Source organism: Ascidiaceihabitans donghaensis, from assembly GCF_900302465.1.
Lineage (GTDB): Bacteria > Pseudomonadota > Alphaproteobacteria > Rhodobacterales > Rhodobacteraceae > Ascidiaceihabitans > Ascidiaceihabitans donghaensis.
Map to the genome: position 1 here is coordinate 2109869 of NZ_OMOR01000001.1, position 17617 is coordinate 2127485.

General features: G+C 54.4%; 15 protein-coding genes and 1 tRNA gene. 6 read left to right on the plus strand and 10 right to left on the minus strand.

Going from position 1 to position 17617, the window contains the following annotated elements; translation table 11 throughout:
* Positions 1-91 precede the first annotated feature (91 nt).
* Together ASD8599_RS10495 and ASD8599_RS10500 are read right to left on the minus strand one after the other, a co-directional pair.
* Positions 92-1384 carry a sigma-54-dependent transcriptional regulator gene (locus tag ASD8599_RS10495; protein WP_108828472.1) on the minus strand — a complete coding sequence of 431 codons (1293 nt, stop codon included), beginning with the start codon at positions 1382-1384 and terminating at the stop codon, positions 92-94.
* On the minus strand, positions 1377-3095 hold the full coding sequence (locus ASD8599_RS10500; protein ID WP_108828473.1) for a sensor histidine kinase: 1719 nt from the start codon (positions 3093-3095) through the stop codon (positions 1377-1379). The genes ASD8599_RS10495 and ASD8599_RS10500 overlap by 8 nt, the downstream gene beginning before the upstream one ends.
* A 213-nt stretch (positions 3096-3308) precedes the next feature.
* On the opposite strand from ASD8599_RS10500, the gene ASD8599_RS10505 reads away from it, so the two are divergent.
* Positions 3309-4256, plus strand: coding sequence for a DMT family transporter (locus ASD8599_RS10505; RefSeq protein ID WP_245926001.1), 948 nt, complete (start codon positions 3309-3311; stop codon positions 4254-4256).
* Positions 4257-4285: 29 nt separating this feature from the next.
* Here ASD8599_RS10505 and ASD8599_RS10510 read toward each other — a convergent pair.
* Positions 4286-4362: transfer RNA gene (locus ASD8599_RS10510), tRNA-Arg, on the minus strand.
* Between the two features lie 100 nt (positions 4363-4462).
* Positions 4463-5032: a peptidoglycan L,D-endopeptidase MepK gene (gene mepK, locus ASD8599_RS10515; RefSeq protein WP_108830128.1), complete on the minus strand. Its 570-nt coding sequence runs from the start codon at positions 5030-5032 to the stop codon at positions 4463-4465.
* 327 nt (positions 5033-5359) lie between these two features.
* Between mepK and ASD8599_RS10520 the strand changes: the two genes are divergently transcribed.
* From ASD8599_RS10520 to ASD8599_RS10535, 4 genes are read left to right on the plus strand one after another with little or no spacing between them, the layout of a single operon-like run.
* Complete coding sequence (locus tag ASD8599_RS10520; protein ID WP_108828474.1) at positions 5360-6967, plus strand: L,D-transpeptidase family protein; 1608 nt, start codon at positions 5360-5362, stop codon at positions 6965-6967.
* Between the two features lie 59 nt (positions 6968-7026).
* Positions 7027-8118: a UDP-3-O-(3-hydroxymyristoyl)glucosamine N-acyltransferase gene (gene lpxD / locus ASD8599_RS10525; RefSeq protein WP_108828475.1), complete on the plus strand. Its 1092-nt coding sequence runs from the start codon at positions 7027-7029 to the stop codon at positions 8116-8118.
* Between the two features lie 30 nt (positions 8119-8148).
* Positions 8149-8409, plus strand: coding sequence for an acyl carrier protein (locus ASD8599_RS10530; RefSeq protein WP_108828476.1), 261 nt, complete (start codon positions 8149-8151; stop codon positions 8407-8409).
* 3 nt (positions 8410-8412) lie between these two features.
* Positions 8413-9621 carry a beta-ketoacyl-[acyl-carrier-protein] synthase family protein gene (locus ASD8599_RS10535; protein WP_108828477.1) on the plus strand — a complete coding sequence of 403 codons (1209 nt, stop codon included), beginning with the start codon at positions 8413-8415 and terminating at the stop codon, positions 9619-9621.
* Between the two features lie 56 nt (positions 9622-9677).
* On the opposite strand, the gene ASD8599_RS10540 is transcribed toward ASD8599_RS10535, so the two are convergent.
* Positions 9678-10286, minus strand: coding sequence for an invasion associated locus B family protein (locus tag ASD8599_RS10540; protein WP_108828478.1), 609 nt, complete (start codon positions 10284-10286; stop codon positions 9678-9680).
* Between the two features lie 483 nt (positions 10287-10769).
* Here ASD8599_RS10540 and ASD8599_RS10545 point away from each other — a divergent pair, with 483 nt between their 5' ends.
* The gene (locus ASD8599_RS10545; RefSeq protein WP_108828479.1) at positions 10770-12314 is read left to right on the plus strand and encodes a helicase HerA-like domain-containing protein; all 1545 of its coding nucleotides are present in this window, start codon (positions 10770-10772) and stop codon (positions 12312-12314) included.
* Between the two features lie 60 nt (positions 12315-12374).
* Here ASD8599_RS10545 and ASD8599_RS10550 read toward each other — a convergent pair whose 3' ends face one another.
* From ASD8599_RS10550 to ASD8599_RS10570, 5 genes are all read right to left on the minus strand, one after another.
* Complete coding sequence (locus ASD8599_RS10550; RefSeq protein WP_108828480.1) at positions 12375-13679, minus strand: branched-chain amino acid ABC transporter permease; 1305 nt, start codon at positions 13677-13679, stop codon at positions 12375-12377.
* Positions 13676-14686 carry a branched-chain amino acid ABC transporter permease gene (locus ASD8599_RS10555; RefSeq protein WP_108828481.1) on the minus strand — a complete coding sequence of 337 codons (1011 nt, stop codon included), beginning with the start codon at positions 14684-14686 and terminating at the stop codon, positions 13676-13678. Before ASD8599_RS10555 ends, ASD8599_RS10550 begins: the two co-directional genes overlap by 4 nt.
* A gap of 4 nt (positions 14687-14690) precedes the next feature.
* Positions 14691-15404 (minus strand): ABC transporter ATP-binding protein, encoded by a 714-nt coding sequence (locus ASD8599_RS10560; protein ID WP_108828482.1) that lies wholly within the window; start codon positions 15402-15404, stop codon positions 14691-14693.
* A 67-nt stretch (positions 15405-15471) separates the two neighbouring features.
* Positions 15472-16254, minus strand: a complete 783-nt coding sequence (locus ASD8599_RS10565) for an ABC transporter ATP-binding protein (RefSeq protein ID WP_108828483.1) — start codon at positions 16252-16254, stop codon at positions 15472-15474.
* A gap of 144 nt (positions 16255-16398) precedes the next feature.
* Complete coding sequence (locus tag ASD8599_RS10570; protein ID WP_108828484.1) at positions 16399-17592, minus strand: ABC transporter substrate-binding protein; 1194 nt, start codon at positions 17590-17592, stop codon at positions 16399-16401.
* Between the last annotated feature and the right edge of the window lie 25 nt (positions 17593-17617).

The following is a 17617-nucleotide window of genomic DNA, read 5'->3' on the forward strand; positions in this document are numbered from 1 at the left end:
AATCGTGCGGCTATTGAGCACGAATTCAAAGGCGGCACTTATGAAGAAAACTGCGCGGTCAAAAGGGCATGGCCTGCGGATTTCCGCAGAGCTACAAAAGGGCGTTTTTATCAAGGCCCAGCTTGACGATTTTTTCGTTCAATGTGCGTCTGCCAATGCCAAGTTCATGGGCCACGTCCTCCATGCGCCCCCCATGGGCATGAAGCGCTTTGCCGATCATTTGTCGCTCAAAGGCGGCGACGGCGGTGCGCAAACCGGTTTTGTGGGTGTCGCCGGGTTTGGTATCCAGCGCCGTGTCTTGGGGCACCGTCATGCCGTGGCGGGCCATCATGACACGCCTGTCCATAAGGTTACGCAGTTCGCGGACATTTCCGGGCCATTCATGCGCCATCAACGCACTTAGTTCATCTTCTTCTAACGGCGGTGGCACACAATCATATTGCGTCGCAAATTCCTGCCGAAATCGCGTCGCCAACAACGCAATGTCGTCACGGCGTTCGCGCAAAGGCGGCAAATCTATAGAAAACCCGTCCAGGCGATATATCAGATCCGCGCGTAAAGTACCGGCTTTAACCGCCGCATCCGTGTCTTCGTTGGTGGCGGCTATGATGCGCAGATCAATCTGTTCCGGCCCCCCCTGATCTACAGGCAGAACCTCGCCTGTGTCGATCATACGCAACAAAACGGGCTGCACATCGGGGGGGCAGGCGCCAATTTCATCCAAAAGAACCGTGCCGCCCGATGCTTTGTGCGCAATATGGGGCAAGTTGGCGGCCGTGATTTGCGCTGCATTCACGGCAACATAAGGGCCGTCGCATCGCGAAGACAAATCATGGATCATGCGCGCCACAAGGTCTTTGCCGGTTCCGGTTTCCCCCCGCACCAAGACGGCGCTGTTTGCGCCAGCCACCATTGCAATCATATCACGCAACCGGTGCATCTGCGGTGACTGCCCCAGCAGAATGCGATCCACACCCGACAGTTCACGCAAGCGTTCCTTAAGGCGCAGATTGCTTTGCTGCATTTGATAGTTTTCGGCAGCATGCGACAGGATCAAAAGCAGCCTTTTGGGATCAAACGGCTTTTCCACAAAGCTGTAAGCGCCGTTGTTCATCGCGTCTACGGCTGTGGGGATGTCACCGTGGGCCGAAATCAATACAACCGGAGGTGCCGCACTCAGAGATTTCAGCAAATCAAGGCCCGAAGTTTCCGGCATACGGACGTCAGACAGTATAACGTCTGGCTGAAATTGGTCGATCCAGCGTTCCGCATCCGTCGCACGGGCCAAAGCCTTTGTCGTCCATCCTGCAGCCTCGATCAGATCCACCAACGAATTTCGCATCAAACGATCATCATCAATGATCAGAACTTTTTGATCAGTCACCGGAATGTTCCTTTTTTGGCAAAGTCACACGAAACACGGTGCCGCCTGTTGATCTGTCATCCGCCTGTATTGTGCCCCCGTGATCGGTGACTACGCCTGCGGTGATGGTCAGGCCAAGCCCCATACCCGCACCACTTTCGCGTGTTGTCGCAAAGGGTTCTTGCAAATCATCCAGTGTTTTGCCCCGCAATCCGTGCCCCGTGTCAGCCACTGTAAACCACACATCGCGTGACGTTTGCCCCATCGCAATCTCGATCCTGCGCACGTCGGCGTCATGTACAGCGTCCAGCGCGTTGCGCACAATGTTTGTCATGACTTGTTCAATGCGCAGCTTGTTGGCCATCAAGGTGGTGGCTTCATCCGGCCGCACAAAGTCAATGTGGGCCTGCCTGTCTTTGATGCTAGGTTCCAGCAATTCCAGGGCTGCGTCCATCGCCGCGCATAGATCAAACCGTTCAAAGCTGTCGCGGCCTTTGCGCGAAAAGAACTTGAGCTGACGTGTTATGCTTTCCATCCGGTCCACAAGGTTCTGCATCTTGTTGCTTAACGCTGAAGGGCCGACCGTCATCTCTGATGCCACCAACTGGTTTTTCATAGCCGCAATCGGTTGACCAAGCTCATGCGTGACCGAAGACGCCAATTGTCCCAAAGCGGCCAAACGACCTGCGCGTTCAAGCTCGGCTTGGGTTCTTTGCAAATTGCGCTGCGCCGCGCGGCGGTCTTCGATCTCGATGGCCAAACGGGCATTGGCGGATCGCAATTCTGTTTCCTCGCGTTCGGATTTTTGCAAAGCGAACCGCACCCGCCGCAGACGGTTGACCTGAGCCAAGCTGAAAAGCAACAATGCAAGCGTCAAAAACCCACCCGTCACCAGCCATGCCCGCGTCACAGCTTGATCCCCCGGCACAAAGAAATGCAATGTCCAGCTGTTGGGCAAATCCGATGTGCTGAGATACAGCAGCCGCTCTTGCCCGACTGTGGCGGTTTGGCGGGTATTATCGAAGCTCCAATCCAACGGGTTCAAATGTTCTGAGCCAAATTGACGAGACGTCAGAATGCGGGTGCGTTGTTGCGTGGACAACTGCGCCATCGTTTTGTACCGCCAGTCCGGGTCCGAGGCCAACAAGACCACACCGTCGTTGTTGGCAAGAATAATCCTTTCCCCCGAAGCCTGCCATGTTTCTTGCACAGCGGACAAATCGATCTTGATTGCAATGACACCGTCCAAATCCGTTTCAGGCGGGCGCACAGGCATCGCATAAAAGTACCCCGGAATGCCTGTCGTCACGCCGATCCCATAAAATTCCCCCAATTCGCCTTGCTGCGCCGCTTGGAAATAGGGGCGAAAGGCATAATTTTGGCCTTTAAAACTGTTGGGTCCTTTCGCATTCGACGCTGAGATCGTATCGCCCGCGTCATCCATCAAATAAATTGCATCAAGTCCCGCGCTTTGGGCAAATCGTGCCAGTCGGTAATCCAATGGTTTTGTGGGACCACCCGCCAAAGTGCGCGTCACCACAGGATCGAGCGATAGTAAAAAAGGCAGATGCGCAAAGTGGCGTAATTCGGTTTCCAGCGTGCTTCGGTACAGTGTTAGCCGCGCCTGTGCTTTTTCGATTTCTTGCGATTTGAACAGGCTGAACGACGCCCAATACAGCCCGGCGGCAAGCAGAAAGACCAAAAAAGTCGAAAGAAGCTTTGTGAAACGCATGGCGCATGAGTGACGTGAAGACGCCGCAAAATCAACCGTGTCCCATCTATGCCAAGGTAACGGCGTGCCGTACATCGGATGCAATGGCCGGCTTCGATGGGAAATCGCGACATAAGCTGTGTTTGTCGTGTCTGGCCGAAATCAAAAAAGCGTTGGGGTGGGAATGTACATTGGGGGATGGACGCGTATCGGTTGATGTCCTTATGTGGGGCCATGACAGTCACACCCGAAACGTCCCAACCCACTGACCGAATTCTTGCCGGTGTCGCCTTGATGCTTGGATTTTGTTTGACCGCGCCACTTCTGGATGTGGCGGCCAAGCTTGCATCGTCAAGTGTGCCGGTGGGACAGATTACGGCCGCGCGGTTTGTTGTGCAGTGCATTTTGATGGCACCGTTTATCTGGGTTATGGGTTTGTCATTGCGCGTGGCGCGGGGACAAAGACTGGCGCTGCTGTTTCGCGCCATCCTGCTGCTGGTTGCAACATTTTGTTTTATAACGGCAATCCGCGTTATGCCGCTTGCTGATGCGTTGGCAATTGTCTTTGTGGCGCCGTTTATTGTTTTGCTTGTGGGGAAATATTATCTTGGTGAAGACGTTGGACCACGCCGCGTCGGTGCGGCTGTGGTCGGGTTTGTCGGGGTGTTGTTTGTCATCCAGCCCAGTTTTGCGGCTTTTGGGGCCGTTGCATTCATTCCGTTGGGCACAGCCGTTGCCTTTGCATTCTACATTCTTCTGACACGTGGCCTGTCACGCCGGATGCACCCTGTGACTTTGCAATTTCATACAGGGCTGATCGCAAGCCTGCTGTGTATCCCGATCTTGATAGTGGCCCAAGGCAGCGGATCTGAACAGTTTGATCCAGTCTGGCCCACGGGTATCGCATGGGTTTGGTTATTGGGTGTCGGATTCTTCGCGACCCTGAGCCATATGATGATGACCTACGCGCTGTCATTGGCCCCATCCGCAACACTGGCGCCTTTGCAGTATTTTGAATTGCCGGTGGCGACGTTGTTCGGGTATCTGGTGTTTCAGGACTTTCCGAATATTCTAAGCCTGATAGGCATCGCCATCATCATCGGGGCAGGGCTGTATATGATCCACCGCGAACGGGTCACTGCGCGGCAGTTGATGACCGAACGCGCGGCACCACCGATCTAGGGCCTGTGTAAAATCAGATTGAAAACAAGTGGCGGACCATAGAGGATTCGAACCTCTGGCCTCTGCCTTCGGAGGGCAGCGCTCTATCCAGCTGAGCTAATGGTCCACTTGCATCGGGTATAGTCAGCACGCCAAGCGCCTGCAATTGCGAAAAACAAAAAAGGCGCAGTTTCCTGCGCCCATTTCACCAGAAAGACAGCTTGTGTTCAGCTGCCCCACGTCCGCACAACGCCACAATCCATGTGCACGAAGTTGGAACCTGAATATCGCCCAACACCGCCACCGCGGCATGCAGCCGCTGCACGCGACATTTGACCGACAGAACGCGAAGACAAGCGTAAATCCGCGGCTTGGCCTTTCATGTGCAAAGAATTCTTCGCAACGCCGCGCGATCTGGACCGCAACATGGCGTTGGTCTTCGGGCTGCGGTAGCCGGACAACAACATGTAGGGTTCGTTCACATCCATCAAATTGTGGGCGGCCGCCATGATGTCGACTGTGCGCAAGTCCATCGACTTGACGCCATCAGTGCGCCAGTCCCGCATAAAGTGATTCACTTCTTTAACAGCGTCTTTGATGTATTTGCCTTCGATCCAATAGATCATGTCGATGCGTTCGCCGGTGCGCCCAGAATACATCCGAATGCGGCGGATGTCGCCAGAGCCGCGCAAAAAACCCGCTGCATTGGAAAAGGTAGGGGCTGCCGTCACCATCGTCGCTGCAAAAGCGCCCAATACGGAGCGGCGGGTAATACCCGGTGTGCCTGTCTTTGTCATCGTCAGCCGTCCCATTAGCCTGTGTACCCGTGATGTTACACGGATCCGTTCATCTCATCCCCAGATGCAACTCTTCTATGGCATATCACGAATCGTGAACCAAGTGTTGAATCTGCCACAGTCAAAGTATCAACATTTTTAGGCGAATTTTTGCGCAAATTTTGACCAATGTGCCTTTTGTCCGCTTGCCACGCGAATGAACGCGACCCAGTTGCATCGGTTGACAGTTTGTTCAGGCAATTGGGCGATTGTGATTAGACTTCTTGCGCACGCCCAGACAAATTGCAGGCCAAATTTACGATTATAAAATCCGAGTGGGGGACGACAATGACGTCAATGGTTCGAAGGTTCACACCTTTGCTGGCAATGCTGACTTTGGTGACAGCCTTTTTTGCACAGCCAAACACAGCGCATGCACAAGTCACGGCATTCAAACAAGCCGTCGCTGAAGCTGCTGCGCGCGACAAAGACATCGCTGCATTTTATCAGGCCAATGGCTACAAAAGCATCTGGACAGGCCGCGCCGGCCGCGACCGTTCGCGTCGCGTGTCTTTGATGAAAGCACTGTCCAATGCCTCTGCGCACGGCCTGCCAGCCGCACGCTATGACGCAAAGGGCCTGCAAGCCAAAATGAAATCCGCCAAAGGCCCCCGCGAACGCGGCGCTTTGGAAGTCGAAATCAGCCGCGTCTTCTTGCAATACGCCCGTGATTTGCAAACAGGCGTTCTGATCCCAAGCCGCGTGGACAGTGCCATTGTTCGTCAGGTGCCATACCGTGACCGCACATCCTATCTGGTGAATTTCTCGAAGTCTTCTCCGAACGGGTTTTTCAAGGCACTGGCCCCAAAAACCATGGAATACAACGCGCTGATGAAAGAAAAGCTGCGTATGGAACGACTGCTGGCCAAAGGCGGTTGGGGTGCAAAAATCCCATCAAAGTCGCTGAAACCGGGCCAGTCGGGGAACGCCGTTGTTGCCATGCGCAACCGCTTGATTGCTCAAGGCTATATGCGTCGCAGTGCCAGCCAGACCTACGATGACACTATGAAATCCGCAGTCCAGCAGTTTCAGTTGGCGCATGGATTGTCAGCTGACGGTGTTGCAGGTGCCGGTACAGTTTCGGAAATCAACAAAACGGTCCAACAGCGTTTGCAGTCGATTATTGTAGCAATGGAGCGCGAACGCTGGGTCAACCAGGAACGTGGTCGTCGCCACATTCTGGTGAACATTCCCGACTTTACCGCAAAGGTGATCGACAACAACAAAGTGACGTTTGAAACGCGTTCGGTCGTGGGCGCCAATAAATCGGACCGTCCGACACCGGAATTTTCCGATGTTATGGAATTTATGGTCATCAACCCAAGCTGGTATGTGCCGCGTTCTATCGTCACAAAAGAATACTTGCCCGCGTTGAAGCGCAACAGCAATGCGGTACGCCACATCGAGATCACAGACAGCAAAGGCCGCAAGGTCAACCGCAGCGCTGTAAACTTCTCGAAGTACACAGAAAAAACCTTTCCGTTCTCGATGCGTCAACCCCCCTCCAAGGGCAACGCTTTGGGTCTGGTGAAGTTTATGTTCCCGAACCGCTACAACATCTATCTGCATGACACACCGGCCAAGAACCTGTTTGGACGTGAAGTTCGCGCCTACAGCCACGGGTGCGTGCGGTTGGCGGATCCGTTTGATTTTGCTTACGCCTTGCTGGCCAAGCAAACAAATGACCCGAAAGGCTTTTTCCAGTCCAAACTGAAAACCGGAAAAGAAGCCCGTGTGAACCTGAAAGACCCTGTGCCGGTGCACATCATTTACCGCACTGCATTCACAACGGCCAAGGGTCACACACAGTATCGCCGTGACATCTATGGCCGTGATGCGCGCATCTGGAGTGCGCTGGCCAAAGCAGGGGTGGCATTGCGCGCCGTTCAAGGGTAATTCTGGCCGCAACCCAAGCGCAAAGGTGCATCACACCTTTTGCCCACAAGGATGCGGACATGAGCCATAGTGTAAAAGACATTGCAACGGCGTTGGGGGCACAAGCCTTTGGCGCCGTTGACCTTTTGATCGAACGCGTCAGTGAACCCGGTCATGCAAAACAAGGCGATCTGGCGCTGGCCACCAACCCCAAGTACGCAGAAGACTTGTCAAACGGGCACGCCCGGGTCGCACTGCTTTGGGAAGGGGCTGATTGGCAGGCTCTCGGCTTGAAAGCGGCCATTATCCCATCGCGTCCGCGCTACGCAATGTCTGCTTTGACACGCATGATGGATCCTGGACAAGGCACAGATGCCGGCATCCACCCTACATCCGTTATTGATCCAACGGCACAGATTGCTGCTGATGTTTCAATCGGGCCTTTCACCGTGATCGGTGCGCGTGCCGTCATAGGCGCGGGCAGCCTGATCGGCGCACAATGCTTTGTCGGCGCGGATGTTACCCTTGGGGCCAACGCCTTTTTGCGCGAACAGGTCAGTATCGGTGCCCGCGCACAGATCGGTGACAGATTTATTGCGCAACCGGGCGCACGTATCGGTGGCGACGGCTTTAGCTTTGTCACAGCTGAAAAATCCGGCATTGAAGCTGTACGTGAAAGCCTAGGAAGCCAAGACGATACAGATGGTCAGCCCTATGCACGCATCCATTCCTTGGGGGCCGTACAGATCGGCCATGATGTTGAAATAGGCGCCAACGCCACAATCGACAACGGCACGATCCGCGACACGGTTATTGGGGATGGATGCAAATTCGACAACATGGCTCAGGTGGGCCACAACGTTGTTATGGGACGCGATTGCCTGATTTGTGGCCATGTCGCCATCGCGGGATCTGCGCGTGTGGGCAACAATGTGGTGCTTGGCGGTATGACCGGGATTTCCGACAACATTTTCATCGGCGACCGCGTGATCACAGGCGGCGCCACTAAAGTCCTGTCCAACGTGCCCGCGGGCCGCGTGATGTTGGGCTATCCCGCAACCCAGATGGACAAACAAGTCGAGACCTATAAGTCTATTCGCCGTCTCCCGCGCCTGTTGCGCGATGTCGCAGACTTGAAGAAAGCTGTTTTCAAGACGCCCTCCAATGACTAAATCAGCCGTGTATCATTGGGGTGTTTTACTATGACGGTTGAAACGAAAGTCATCGAAATCATTTCGGAACAAGCCTTGCTTGAACCCGGCGATGTCACACGCGACAGCACTTTGGCGGATCTTGGTATAGACAGCTTGGGGCTGGTAGAATGTATTTTCGCCATCGAAGAAGAGTTCGACATCACAATCCCTTTCAACGCAAATGCCCCCGAAAGTGGGGACTTCGATATTTCGACCGTGGATAAGATCATTCAAGGCATTCAAAGCCTGATTGCAGAAAAAGCAGGCTGACCCATGAAACGGGTCGTGATCACAGGGGCCGGAACCATCAACGCCTTGGGGCATTGTGTCGATGACACGATGGCTGCAATGCGGCACGCCAAATGCGGCATTGGTCCGCTGGATTTGCGCGATGTGGACCGGTTGTCGATCCAAATTGGTGGGCAGGTGCGTGGCTTTGAGGCTGAAGGCCGCTACAACCGACAGCAAATCAGCCTCTATGACCGCTTCACCCAATTTACACTTGCCGCCGCGCAAGAGGCGTTGTCGCAATCCGGTCTGTCCCTTAGCGGAGAAGATGCCGCAAAATCAGGTGTTGTTTTGGGCACAGCAGGCGGTGGCGTCAGCACATGGGACGACAATTACCGGTCTGTTTACGAAGACGGCAAAAACCGGGTGCACCCGTTTGTTGTTCCCAAACTGATGAACAATGCCGCGGCCAGTCATGTGTCGATGGAACACAACTTGAAGGGGCCGTCGTTCACCGTATCCACGGCTTGCGCGTCCTCGAACCACGCCATGGCCCAAGCCTTTCAAATGGTGCGCTCTGGCATGGCGCCTGTGATGGTGACGGGGGGATCGGAATCCATGTTGTGCTTTGGCGGCGTCAAAGCCTGGGAAGGGTTGCGCGTCATGTCCAAAGACGCATGCCGCCCGTTTTCAGCCAACCGCAACGGCATGGTCCAAGGCGAAGGTGCAGGGGTCTTTGTGTTCGAGGAATATGAACACGCGCGGGCACGCGGTGCGGATATTTTATGTGAGGTGGCAGGGTTTGCCATGTCCTCGGACGCCGCCGATATTGTGATGCCGTCCAAAAACGGCGCAGCACGGGCGATGCAAGGCGCGTTGCAGGACGCAGGACTTAACCGCGAAGACGTGGGCTATATCAACGCGCATGGCACGGGCACGGCCGCGAACGACAAGACCGAATGTGCCGCTGTAGCCGATGTGTTCGGACCCCACGCCGATAAGCTTATGATTTCATCCACCAAATCCATGCATGGTCACTTGATTGGCGGAACCGGAGCGGTTGAATTATTGGCCTGCATCATGGCCCTGCGCGATGGGGTGATTGCACCCACCATTGGCTATGAGGAACCCGACCCAGAGTGCGCATTGGACGTTGTTCCCAATGAAGCGCGGGAGGCGAAAGTGGATGTGGTTTTGTCCAATGCCTTTGCTTTTGGGGGCATGAATGCAGTGATTGCATTGCGCAAAATCTAAAACAAAAAAGGCCGCGACACAGCGCGACCTTTCAGATAGATATCTTCGCGCCGGTGTTACGGATCGATCACAGAAGCTTTTTCGAAGCTGGCTGTAAAGCCTTTCAGGGACAAGGCCAATTCCACTTTCTGGTCTGGGGCCAATGCTGGAATAATCGTCAAAACGGCGTCGGCACCGCGTTTGAACACATTTACATCTGCCTCGGTCAAACCGATACGGGCATAGCAGCCGACAGCGTTACAAAACGCATAAGGATAACGACGTGCCGATCCGCCATCCACGGTGATCGTCAGTTGCGGGGGCAGGGCGGTTTCCAAAGGAACAACCACTGTGGCACCTGCCACGGCCTTGCTGCCTTCTGGCAAACGGAACAGCGAAAATTCTGCAACAGGTACGCCTTCGCCGTCATCCATCAACTGATACATTTGGCAAGGGTCGACTTCTTGTTCGGTCTTGATGCAGCGAATTTCCCAGGCGCCAACTTCTTCTTTTGTGTAGGGCTGGCCCAGATCCGGGTCTTTGTTGGCGTCTTCACCAAGGCTGAGCTGCGATTCAATTTCTGCGGCATTGCCCTGCTCGGGCGTTGTGTCTTGCGCCAAAGCCACGAAAGGCAGGGTCGCTGTCAGGGTCGCACCGATCAAGGCGCTGTGAAATAACTTTGGCATATTGGGTCCACCACTCTTTGCTTTTGTCCGCACGCTAACATGCGATTGCAGGCATGTCAGCGGCGATTAAGCATGAATGTAGTGGATAGTTTCATTTTTTGAAGGCACGAAAAAAGCCAAACGGACGCTTACGACAAACTGGCGCGTGAAATTTCATAAAACCACTTTAGAAATAAAAAAAGAGCACTCTAACGGTGCTCTTTTTCTATGTCTTCTCCCCGTCGGACTGGCCGACTTATTATTGTCCAGACGTTACGAAACAGGCGACTGTGCGTCAACAGCTATCTGATCACTTTTTCAGCCCGGACAAAATCAAATCTTTTGGTAAAAAAAAGGCCGCACCACAAAGGGCGCGGCCAGTCTGACAGGGAGGAAGTGTCCCGCACAGCGAGGACATGCGATGCGAGACAAAATCACTATGGCCCTCAAAGGTTAAGTTTGTATGGTCGTGCCGAATAAAGGCGTGATCAAAAGGTTAACAAAATGACAACAGAGCTTTTCATTGGCGGCGGCGGCCAAGACTACGGCGACAAACAAGGACTGTCGTTGGGGTATGCCAACCGTCACGGATTGATTGCAGGCGCCACTGGCACGGGCAAAACCGTAACTTTGCAGATCTTGGCAGAAGGGTTTTCTGCCGCGGGTGTTCCTGTCTTTTTGTCCGACATCAAAGGCGATTTATCCGGTTTGGCCAAATCCGGCACCCCCGAACACAAACTGCATGGCCCGTTTATGGAACGTGCTGGCGTCATCGGTTTCGACGATTTCACCTATGATGCGTTCCCCGTCACCTTTTGGGACCTTTTTGGCGATCAGGGACATCCTGTGCGCACCACTGTCTCCGAAATGGGCCCCTTGTTGCTGTCGCGCTTGTTGGAATTGACCGAGGCGCAAGAAGGCATCCTCAACATCGCGTTTCGCCTGGCCGACGAAGAAGGCTTGCCTTTGTTGGATTTGAAAGACCTGCAATCGCTTTTGGTTTGGATCGGTCAAAACGCCAAAGACCTGTCGTTGCGATATGGCAATGTATCTGCGGCCTCTATCGGGGCCATTCAGCGCCGCTTGTTGGTGCTGGAAAATCAGGGCGGCACCAAGTTGTTCGGTGAGCCCGCGCTAGAACTGTCCGACCTGATGCGCACCGATGCGTCGGGACGTGGCATGATCAATATTCTGGCCTCTGACAAACTGATGTCGGCACCCGGCCTATACGCCACATTCTTGTTGTGGCTGCTTTCAGAATTGTTCGAAGAACTGCCCGAAGTTGGTGATCCAGAAAAACCCAAGCTGGTGTTTTTCTTTGACGAAGCCCATCTGCTGTTTGATGACGCGCCCAAAGCTTTGGTCGATAAAGTTGAACAAGTGGCGCGTTTGATACGCTCTAAAGGTGTTGGAGTATATTTCATTACTCAAAACCCGGCTGACGTGCCCGAAGATATTCTGGGGCAATTGGGCAATCGCATCCAACACGCCTTGCGCGCCTTCACAGCCAAAGACCGCAAAGAATTGCGTTTGGCTGCCGAAACCTACCGCGAAAACCCGCGTTTCGATACCGAAGAAGCCATTCGTGAAGTCGGTGTTGGCGAAGCCGTCACATCCATGTTGCAGAAAAAAGGGGTGCCCGGCATTGTCGAGCGCACATTGATCCGGCCTCCATCTTCGCAATTGGGGCCAATCACCGAAGCCGAACGCGCAAATGTCATGGCTGCGTCCGAGATGTCCGGCAAATATGACACCACATTGGACAGGACCTCTGCGTTTGAAATCCTAGCAAAACGTGCCGCCAAAGCCGCTGCTGAAGCCGAAAAGGCCGAAGAAGAAGCAGAGCAGGAAACCCGCCCCGCGTTGCGCGAATTTAATGCGGGCCGGCGCTATCAAGGGGCGCGTGTCAGCCGATCAACGTCCAAGCCTGCGCGTCGCACCAAAAGCTTTGGGCAAGCGATGACGCAAATGGTCGTCAAAGAGCTGACAGGCACCACAGGACGGCGCATGGTGCGTGGCATCTTGGGTGGGTTGTTCAAAGGGCGCTGAAAGCGCTGTTTTCTTACAAAGAAAACAGACCGGAAACTTTGAAAGTTTCCGGCCCGCGTCTCATTTCTCGGGGATAAGTCCACGTGGACTGAACCTGAGCACCAGTAACAAAACCAGCCCCATCGTCAGCAACCGCATATGGGCTGCACTGTCGATCAGATGATCTTTCAAGGCAGACCCGTCTGGCATACCCGCGGTGATGAAGTTCATGACCGTCAATCCCATAGGTTCGACCATCACCCAAAGCCACCAGATTAGAAAACCACCCAGAACCGCCCCCAGATTGTTGCCAGATCCCCCCACGATCACCATGACCCATATCAGGAAAGTGAACCGCAAAGGCTGATAGGTACCCGGCGTCAACTGGCCATCCAACGTTGTCATCATTGCCCCTGCGATACCACAAATGGCGGACCCCAGAACAAAGACCTGCAAGTGCCGCGCTGTGACGTTCTTGCCCATTGCCTCGGCGGCAAATTCATTGTCGCGAATGGCGCGCATCATGCGGCCCCATGGGCTGTGCAACGCGCGCTGCGCCATCACGAACAGAACCACCAGAACGGTTGTGAAAAGCCCAGCATAGATCACTTTGACCCACAGCGTTGACGCCGTGACCGGATCAAGGCCCAACCCCGAGGCACGCTCAACAAAGCTTGCGCTGTTTTGCAAGTCGATCTCGTAAGGGGCAGGGCGCGGCAAGCCAACCACGTTCTTAACGCCCCGTGCCATCCAGTCTTCGTTTTTCATGACGGCGATGATGATTTCTGAAATCCCAAGTGTGGCAATCGCCAAATAGTCAGACCGAAGACCAAGCGCCGTTTTCCCGATCATCCAAGCGACACCAGCCGCAAGCAACCCACCAACAGGCCACGCCACAACCACAGGCAATCCAAGCCCGCCCAGATAGCCAGTCGCGGCAGGATCCACAGCTTCGATGGCCGCCACTGCAGGATCGAACACCGCACGGTAGACAAAGAACCCAACAATCAGGATCGCAGCAATCACCAGCCCGCGCACACGCCCCGGCTTCATCTTGGCATAGGCAATGACAGCACCAACGATCGTCGCAGCCCCCAAAGCCAAAGATGCGATGATCCCCATGCCGCCATCATTCCAAGCCTGCGGAACAGGCGGCATCGACACAAGAACCGTCGCCAACCCGCCCAAAGCCACAAACCCCATGATGCCCACGTTAAACAGGCCCGCAAAGCCCCATTGCAGGTTCACACCCAAAGCCATAATTGCCGAAATCAAACCAAAGTTCAGGACAAACAACGCTGTGTTCCAGCTTTGGACAAAGCCTGTGCCGATGATCAGCGCCGCGACAAATGCAAAGTAGATGGTATTGCGTACTGTATCAGTCATACCGATTTCCCCGCGAACAAGCCTGTTGGGCGGAACAGCAAAACGATCAACAAGATCACAAAGCTGACCGCGAATTTATAGTCGGTGGACAAAAGCTGGACCAATGTGTCTGGCGCCCAAGCCTCCGGCACCACATAGGTCGCGACCTTTTTCCACGCGTAGGTGATCGTGACCTCGGAAAACGCGATCACAAAACCGCCTGCGATGGCCCCGATAGGGCTGCCAAGGCCGCCAACGATGGCCGAGGCAAAAACCGGCAGCAAAAGCTGCAAGAAAATGAAGGGCTTAAAAGACTTGTCCAGCCCGTACAACGTCCCTGCAATCGTCGCCAGCGTCGCAACGATCAGCCATGTGACCATGACCACACGCTCCGGGTTGATGCCCGACAACAAGGCCAGATCTTCATTGTCGGAATAGGCCCGCATGGATTTTCCCGTGCGCGTCCGGTTCAGGAAATAGAACAACAGCGCCACAACGATCACGGCCGTGATCACAGTGATGCCTTGGGTCGTCTTGATCGCAAGACCTTCTTTCAGACCTGTGAGCGCTTTGAAATCTCTCACCGAAATGATGAAGCGTTCCCCATCAGCAAAGCGGCGGTCGTCCGGTCCGATGATAAAGCGCACCAAACCGTTCATGATGAACATGACCCCGAGCGAAACAATGACCAAGATCACGGGTTTTGCTTTTTGTGCACGGTAGAATTTGTACACAACACGGTCCGTGAACAAAACCAAGGCCATGCATCCAAGGATGCCAAAGGGCAGGGCAAGCAACGCTGTCGGAAGCGGTCCCAGGGAAACGCCCCAACTTTGGAACAGCCATGTGAAAAGGATTGTGATCATCGCACCAAAAGCCATGGTGTCGCCATGTGCAAAATTGGAAAAGCGCAGGATGCCGTAGATCAGCGTGACGCCAAGCGCCCCAAGCGCCAGCTGTGCACCATAGGCAGTGGCAGGGATCAGAACGAAGTTTGAAAAGGCCACAAGGGCGTTTAGTAAATCCAAGACCTCAGCCTCCCAAAAACGATTTGCGCACTTCGGGGTCCGCCAGCAATTCCTTGCCGGTCCCCGTGAATGCGTTTCGGCCCTGCACCAGCACATAGCCTTTATCGGCAATCTCCAACGCCTGACGCGCGTTCTGTTCGACCATCAAAATCGGAATGCCGGTGCGCGCCACTTCAATGATGCGGTCGAACAGCTCATCCATGACGATAGGCGACACACCGGCCGTTGGCTCGTCCAGCATCAAGACCTTGGGCTGGGTCATCAAAGCACGACCCACAGCCACTTGCTGACGTTGACCACCGGACAGCTCGCCAGCGGCCTGATTGCGCTTTTCTTTCAGAATGGGAAACAGATCATAAATCTGTGCCATGGTTCCGGATATATCATCACGCCGTATAAAGGCGCCCATTTCCAGATTTTCTTCAACCGTCATCGAGGTAAAGATATTCGAGGTCTGCGGCACAAACCCCATGCCCTTCACAACGCGGTCTTGCGGCGACAAAGACGTTATATCCTCACCGTCCAGCATGACCTTGCCCTGACGCACATCCAGCATGCCAAACACAGCCTTCATCGCAGTGGATTTACCCGCACCGTTGGGACCGACAATCACAGCAATCTCACCGGGGTTCACAGCAATTGTGCAGTCATGTAGGATATCGGGACCAGCCCCATAACCACCCGTCATGGTGTCGCCGATCAAAAAGGGAACACTCATGTCATCGGCCCTTCATCTTGGCAAAAATACCTCGGGGTTTGGGGCAGAGCCCCAATAAAATCAAACATCACGCCCCAACCTGTTCTTTGTTTTTCAAACCCGTGCCCAGATAGGCCTCGATCACCTGCTCGTTGGCTTTGATTTCATCCAATGTACCTTCGGCCAATACTTTGCCTTCAGCCATACAGATCACCGGATCACAGATGCGGCCGATGAAATCCATATCGTGTTCGATCACAACAAACGTGTATCCGCGTTCCTTGTTCAGGCGCAGGATCGCGTCGCCGATGGTGTTTAGTAAAGTGCGGTTCACACCGGCACCGACTTCGTCCAAAAATACGATCTTTGCATCGACCATCATGGTACGGCCAAGTTCCAACAGCTTTTTCTGCCCGCCGGAAACTTGTCCGGCTTTATGATTGGACAAGTGCTCAACGGTTAGGAACTCCAGAACCTCATCCGCTTTGGCGGCCAAAGCACGCTCTTCGTCAGCAATGCGCTTGCGTCCAAACCATGTGTTCCAAAGCGTCTCGCCTGACTGTGCACCGGGCACCATCATCAGGTTTTCGCGACAAGTCATGGACGAAAACTCGTGCGCAATCTGGAACGTGCGCAGAAGACCTTTGTGAAACAGCTCATGGGGCGGCAGACCTGTGATGTCCTCGCCAGCCATGGTCACGGTACCGGATGTTGGCTTAAGAACCCCGGCGATCACATTGAAAAGAGTCGTTTTTCCTGCGCCATTTGGTCCGATCAGTCCGGTAATTGATTTTTCGGCAATCGTTAGGCTCGCGCCATCAACGGCTTTAAACCCGCCAAAGGCTTTGTGAACGTCATCTACGACGATCATCGGCAATTCCCCCGTTGCACCGCGTTGGATGCAGATATGTTCACTTTAAGTGAGTGTTGTATCTTGTCTCACTTTAAGTGAGCACCCTATCTTATTGAAACGGCCCGATGTTTCCACCGGGCCGTTCAATTTCAATCAGACGTCTTAACGGTACTTCGCTGTCTCGACTTTACCACCTTTGATGACAACCTGACGGTAGTTGCCCGCAGATTCACCGGGGCCGATCAGCTCAACCGCTGTCGCGCCAACATAGTCGATTTCGCCGCCATCACGCAGGATCTGCAGACCTTTGGCCAATTCGCCGGGGAAGATTTGCTCGCCCGGAGCGTTTGCGACGTCCATGACTTTGTTTTTGTAGTCGGCGCTGTCTTTGCTGTCTGCGGCCTGCATGGCCAACATGATCAACGCGGCGGCGTCGTAGGATTCAGGTGAAAACGCGCCTGTTCCGTCAAATGCGTCGCCGACCAGTTCAAGATACTTGGACGCGCCGTCGCTGTCTGTGCCGGGATGCTGGCCAGTGGAACCGTCGATTTCGTCGCCGAAGTTCTCTTCAAGCTTGTCGGAAATCATGCCGTCCGGGAAGTGGAACGTGTCAAACGCACCCGAATCCAAAGCCGCACGGACAATGCCTGAACCGCCTTGGTCGACGTAACCTGCTACAACCAAACGGTCGCCGCCGGCAGACGCCAATGCGCCAACTTCAGCAGAGTAATCCGCTTTACCATCTTCATGGGATGCGTTGATTGTGACTGTGCCGCCAGCCGCTTCAAACGCCGCTTGGAATGCGTCGGCCAGACCCTTGCCGTAGTCGTTGTTTGTGTAAGTCACAGCAACAGATTTGATGCCTTCTTCCATCAGCACTTCTGTCATGACAACGCCTTGACGCGCGTCAGATGGTGCTGTGCGGAAGAACAAACCGTTGTCTTCTGCTGTGGACAGGCCGGGGGATGTTGCGGATGGTGAAATCATCACAACGCCGTTCGCCAAAGCCACGTTGGACAAAATCGCACCGGTTACACCAGAGCAATCAGCACCCATGATGCCGTCGACTTTGTCAGATGTCACTAGACGTTCCGCCGCAGCTGTTGCGGCACCAGCGTCAACACATGTGCTGTCTGCGCGGACAGGAATCACTTTGGCCGCGTCCAAAAGCAGGCCGCTGTCTGTAACTTCTTGCATTGCCAGTTCAGCGCCCGCACCCATTGCAGGTGTCATGGATTCGATTGGACCTGTGAAGCCCAAGATAACGCCGATTTTGACTTCTTTGCCGTGACCGCCAGCAAACGCTGTGCCCGCCATCAAAGCTGTGGCTGCAGTCGCCATAAGTAGTTTTTTCATTCTTATTCTCCCTAGTTGGAACTTG

Excerpts from the sequence above, each read along its gene's own strand:
- ASD8599_RS10550 (WP_108828480.1), bottom strand. The coding sequence starts at position 13,679 with ATGACTGATACAGTACGCAATACCATCTACTTTGCATTTGTCGCGGCG.
- ASD8599_RS10545 (WP_108828479.1), top strand. The coding sequence starts at position 10,770 with ATGACAACAGAGCTTTTCATTGGCGGCGGCGGCCAAGACTACGGCGAC.
- mepK (WP_108830128.1), bottom strand. The coding sequence starts at position 5,032 with ATGACAAAGACAGGCACACCGGGTATTACCCGCCGCTCCGTATTGGGC.
- ASD8599_RS10535 (WP_108828477.1), top strand. The coding sequence starts at position 8,413 with ATGAAACGGGTCGTGATCACAGGGGCCGGAACCATCAACGCCTTGGGG.
- ASD8599_RS10560 (WP_108828482.1), bottom strand. The coding sequence starts at position 15,404 with ATGAGTGTTCCCTTTTTGATCGGCGACACCATGACGGGTGGTTATGGG.
- ASD8599_RS10505 (WP_245926001.1), top strand. The coding sequence starts at position 3,309 with ATGACAGTCACACCCGAAACGTCCCAACCCACTGACCGAATTCTTGCC.
- ASD8599_RS10565 (WP_108828483.1), bottom strand. The coding sequence starts at position 16,254 with ATGATCGTCGTAGATGACGTTCACAAAGCCTTTGGCGGGTTTAAAGCC.
- ASD8599_RS10500 (WP_108828473.1), bottom strand. The coding sequence starts at position 3,095 with ATGCGTTTCACAAAGCTTCTTTCGACTTTTTTGGTCTTTCTGCTTGCC.
- lpxD (WP_108828475.1), top strand. The coding sequence starts at position 7,027 with ATGAGCCATAGTGTAAAAGACATTGCAACGGCGTTGGGGGCACAAGCC.
- ASD8599_RS10540 (WP_108828478.1), bottom strand. The coding sequence starts at position 10,286 with ATGCCAAAGTTATTTCACAGCGCCTTGATCGGTGCGACCCTGACAGCG.
- ASD8599_RS10530 (WP_108828476.1), top strand. The coding sequence starts at position 8,149 with ATGACGGTTGAAACGAAAGTCATCGAAATCATTTCGGAACAAGCCTTG.
- ASD8599_RS10570 (WP_108828484.1), bottom strand. The coding sequence starts at position 17,592 with ATGAAAAAACTACTTATGGCGACTGCAGCCACAGCTTTGATGGCGGGC.
- ASD8599_RS10520 (WP_108828474.1), top strand. The coding sequence starts at position 5,360 with ATGACGTCAATGGTTCGAAGGTTCACACCTTTGCTGGCAATGCTGACT.